Below are 4,470 nucleotides of genomic sequence, written 5' to 3' on the forward strand. Positions count from 1 at the left end.
TCATCGATACTCCCAGGGTCCACGGGGTCGCCCCCGGCTGCGCCGCCCGGGACCCCGGTCGACCTGTGCCAGACATTTTCCTCCCAAACCGTCCTCCGAGCAAGCGACGCCCCGGGCCACCGTCACCGGCAGGCCCTACGATGAAACGGTGACTCCCGCAACGATCCTTCGCCTCGTCGCCGAGACGGACGCCCCCGGCGTGCCCTACGCCGTCTGGGCGCTCGGCGGCGCCCTGCTCGTCTTCGTCCTCGCCACGCTCTACCGGGGCCGCGGCGGCCGCGGGAAGCGCTGATCACATGTCCGGTCAGCGCAGCTTCGCCGGTCCCTCCGTCCTCGACGAGCAGGGGCTCGCCCTCGGCCTCGCCCCGGCGCTCACCCCGCAGGGATTCGACCAAGACCCCAGCTTCTTCACCGGATTCGCGGTGCGCCCGATCGTGCTCGCCCGCGGACTCCTGACCCTCGCCGACATCACCGCCTCCCGCTACTTCCAATACACCCCGAGCTCCCAGCGCGACCCCGTGCTCACCGCGAACGGGGACCGGCTGCGCGCCGAGTGCTTCTCCGCCTGCAACAGCGTCTACGCCCGGCTCGACCTGCTCGCCCCCGGCTTCGACGGCGGCGACATCGCCCACGGCACCACCAACGTGGACCTGGGCCCCGACATCCGCGCACTCCTCGCGGGACTCGGCCGCGCCGAACTCCTGCGCCTGCGGGTCGGCAGCGACGGACTCCACGCCGCCACCCCAGCGGCGCAGGCGAGCGAGCGGCCCGTCAATATGCCCGACCGCTGGGTGCGCGCCCTCGGCAACCTCGCCGAGGGCCACCGCGCGCTCGCCCCGGCCCTCGAACTCGGGGCCGCCGACGCCCGTGCCCTCCTCGCGGAGGTGCCCGCCGCGAGCGCCGCCGGGAAAACCCTCTGGCTGACCCCAGCCCGCTCCGGCCTCCGCCTCGGGACACGGCCCACCCCGACCGGCATCTCGCTGCCCGGCCCCCACCGACTCAGCGCCGCCAAGCGCCTCCTCACGCACGTGCGCGGAGCCGCGCTCTACACGGGAGACGCCGGATCGCTCGCCGTGGAGTTCCGGCTCCCCGATGCCCGACTCACCCTCGGGCTCACCGCGGAGGCCTGGCAGGGCCACTCCGGGGAGGGCGCCCTGCTCGGCCAACTCGCCGCCCCGGAGCGCCTCGCGGACGCCGAACTGCTCGGGGCACTGCTCGCCTTCGAGCCCGTGATCGACCTCGGGCGCCTCCAGCGCGAATCAGGGCTCAGCGCGGAACGGGCGACCGGTGCGCTCGCCGTGCTCGCCGCCTCCGGCCGCGTCGGCTGGGACCTGCACGACGGGGCCCACTTCCACCGCGAACTCCCCGATCACCCCGAGCGGGCCACCCGGGACCAGCCTCGGCTGGTCCGCGCGCGCCGACTCGTTGCCGCGGGCCTCGTCCGCGCAACCGGCCCGGGGGAGTGGACCGTGACCGGCGACGGAGGCTCCTCCGACGCAACCGTCCGAACCGGCGCAGGCTCGGCCAGCTGCTCCTGCACCTGGTTCCTCCGCCACGGCTCCGGCCGCGGCCCCTGCGCCCACCTGCTCGCCGTCCAACTCACCACCCGGGAGACCCATGCCTGACACGTCCCTGCCCGACGCATCTGTGCCGGACACCCCCGTGCCGGACACCCCAGTGCCGGACACCGCGCTCGCCGCAGCGGTGCGCGCCTTCGTCGACCTCGGCTGGCTCGGCGCCGACCGTGACCGGGCGCTCGACCTGCCGCTCGGCACCGCCGAGCAACAGCGCGCCGTCGTCAGCGGCATGAGCCGCGGCGACTGGGGAGCATGGGGCGAGACCGGGCCGAACCGCTTCGGCTGGCTGAGCAGCATCCAGCCCATCGAGGATCGCGGGCTCTTCGCGCTGTTCGGGATCCGCTGCGGCGTGCCCGCCAAACGCGCGGTCCGCATCCTGACCTCGGCCGGGGGCGCGGGCGACGAGCTGGAGACCCGGGTCGTGGCCTCCCGCGGGGCCGCCTACGCCGAGCGCTTCGTGCTCGAGGCCGCCGCCTCCGCCAGACGCGCCTGGGAACACGCCACCTCGCGCAATGCCGGGGCCGCGGTGCGCCTTGTGGCCGAGCTCGGCCTGCCCCTGCCGGAGCACCCCGACTACCTCAAGGACTGGGCCGTGTACGCGCTCGGCGCGCTCACCGGCGGCGGTGAGCTGATGCCCGCCGACCGCGGCCTGATTGCCGCCGAGCTGCTCGCGCCCCGCTACCCCGAGCACGCCCGCGCCGCGGTCGCCCTCGGCACCCCGGCCACCGGACCCTTTGGGGAGTCGGTGCCCGCCGCGCTCAAGCGGGGCTGGCTGAGCCGCGATGCGGCGATGGACCTGGCCATCGCCGGTCTCGACGCCGCGCAGCGCCCCGGCGATCGCAAGGTCTGGGCCACCCTCCTCACCGGCCCGCTCGGCCTCACCGAGCCGGGAAACGAGGCGGAGCTGGACGCGCGGACCGAGACGCTCCTGTCCGCCATCGCCACGGGCGACGCCGCCGTCGTCGAGGCCTTCGCTCCGGCGCTGATCGCCCGTGCCGACGACGCGCTGCTCAGCGAAATCCTCGTCCTCGGGCTGGCCGCGAAACCCAAGAAAACCAAGCGGGCCCTGCTGCTGGCCGCCGCGGCGCGTTCCGCTCCTTCAGCCGCGGCCCGCGAGGACCTGGCGGCGCTGTTCCGCCCGCTCGCCGCGGGCACCGATGCGCAGCTGGCCAAGCCCGCCCGGGCCCTCCTCGACGCCTGGGGCGTCACAGAACCCGCCGAGAGCGCAGCCGGTGGTCCCGCCGAAGCCGAGGGGCCGCTGCCCGAGTGGCGGAGTGTGCCGCCGCTCTGGACGGTGCCCCCATTCGACGCGGGCGAGGAAACCCCGGCGGGGCTCACCGCGGCCGCCGCGAGGCTGACGGGCCGCCCAGAGGGCGTCGTCGACCTCGAGGTGGAGCGCTTCCTGGCGCTCGCCAACGCGGTCGCCCGCGACGACGAAGCCGCCGTCCGCACCGCGCTCGGCGGGGTGCGGCGAAGCTGGGTGGCCGGGCTGCGCCAGGTCGTCGCCTGGCGGGCGGGGGAGCCCTCGCCCACCCGGGACACCCCGCCCAACCGCGAGTGGGCGGGCGCGACCGGCACCACCTGGCAGCCCCTGCCCGCCCGGGAAGCGCAGGTGTTCCAGCGGCTGGGCACCGTCCCCGTCCTGCTGTCAACCCCGAGCCGGGACGACCTGAGCATCGACCCGGCCGAGCTCGTCGCCCGGCTGGGTCGGTACCGCGACGCGGGGGCGATCGCGAGCGAGGCCGATCTGCTGCTGGCCCTGTTCCGGCTCGACCGGACCGGGGTCACCCCGGGACAGCGCGACGCCCTCGCCGACCTCGCGGTGCCGGTGCTGACCCAGGACGGGGACACCATGCCCCTGCCCGCCGGAGCCGCGATCGTCAGGTACCTCGACGACCCCCTCCTCGAACCCGCGCTGTTCCTCGACGCGCGCACCCACGCCTGGTGGCCGGAACCGCTGCGCCTGCCCGCGTCGCTCTCGGACTTCCCGCCCCGGCTCAAAGACGAGGGCTATTTCGGTGGCCAGGACCTCGCGACCTTCCCCCGGTGGGGAGACGGGGCCGGGCGCGAGGTGGTCGCGAGCGAGCTCGACACCCTCGGGATCTGCCTCCGGCAAACGGTGACCCGGGCCACCCCGCTCACCCCGGGGCTCGCCGCGAACCTGATCGGGGCGCAGCGGGCCTTCCACCGCGTGGCCGCCGAAGACGGCGTCCGCGCGATCCACGAGGCCTGGGAGCGCGGATTGCTCGTCCCCGGCGTCGCCGACCCGGCGCTGCTGGACTGGGCGGAGACCCCGGATCGCGTGGCCGCCTTCGCGACCGCGGCTCGCGCGCTCGCCGAGGAGGGGCTGCTCGCGCCCGTCTGGCCGATGCTCGACGGGATCGTGCTCGCCTCGGTGCAGTCGCCCCGACTGCTGGCCGGCACCGCAGAGCTTGTGGAAACGATCGAGGCCCTCGCGCCCGCGGTGGCCGCAGCCGTCGCCGAGGGGCTCGCCCCGGCCGACAGCCTGGACCTGCCCGGCGTGCGCCTGCTCGCCGAGGGCAAGGGGTCCTCCCGCGCGGTGACCCGGGCCCGGGTGATCTGTGCGGCCCTGCCGCCCGTCGCGGCAGGGAACACGCCCGCCGTGGCCCTGGAACCCGCGACCGTGCCCGAACTCGACGACGCTGGGTTCGCCGCACTCTGGCCGGTCGAAGCCGGAGACCGGCCCGCGCTCGACGACGGCGCCGAGGTCCGCGCCGCCTGGCAGGACCCGGCGGCGAGCACGCGCCTGCTCGAGATCGAGCTGCGCTTTCCTGCGCCCCCGTCCGGCGCGGACACCGCGGTGTTTCGCACCCGCACGTCGTGGTTTTACGACCTCACGGAAGAGGGCCAGTGCGGGATGACCGCGATCCGG

General features: G+C 75.6%; 3 protein-coding genes. All 3 read left to right on the forward strand.

From position 1 onward, the window contains the following. Positions 1 to 148: 148 nt before the first annotated feature. On the forward strand, positions 149 to 292 hold the full coding sequence (locus tag OOT08_RS17575; protein ID WP_325094157.1) for a hypothetical protein: 144 nt from the start codon (positions 149 to 151) through the stop codon (positions 290 to 292). Between the two features lie 4 nt (positions 293 to 296). Then, positions 297 to 1,625, forward strand: coding sequence for an SWIM zinc finger family protein (locus OOT08_RS17580; protein WP_325094159.1), 1,329 nt, complete (start codon positions 297 to 299; stop codon positions 1,623 to 1,625). Further along, the coding region (locus OOT08_RS17585; protein WP_325094160.1) for a DUF7824 domain-containing protein at positions 1,618 to 4,470 on the forward strand (2,853 nt) is incomplete at its 3' end. The genes OOT08_RS17580 and OOT08_RS17585, both read left to right, overlap by 8 nt.

It is taken from the genome of Leucobacter sp. M11 (assembly GCF_035726885.1).
Classification (GTDB): domain Bacteria; phylum Actinomycetota; class Actinomycetes; order Actinomycetales; family Microbacteriaceae; genus JAPFRB01.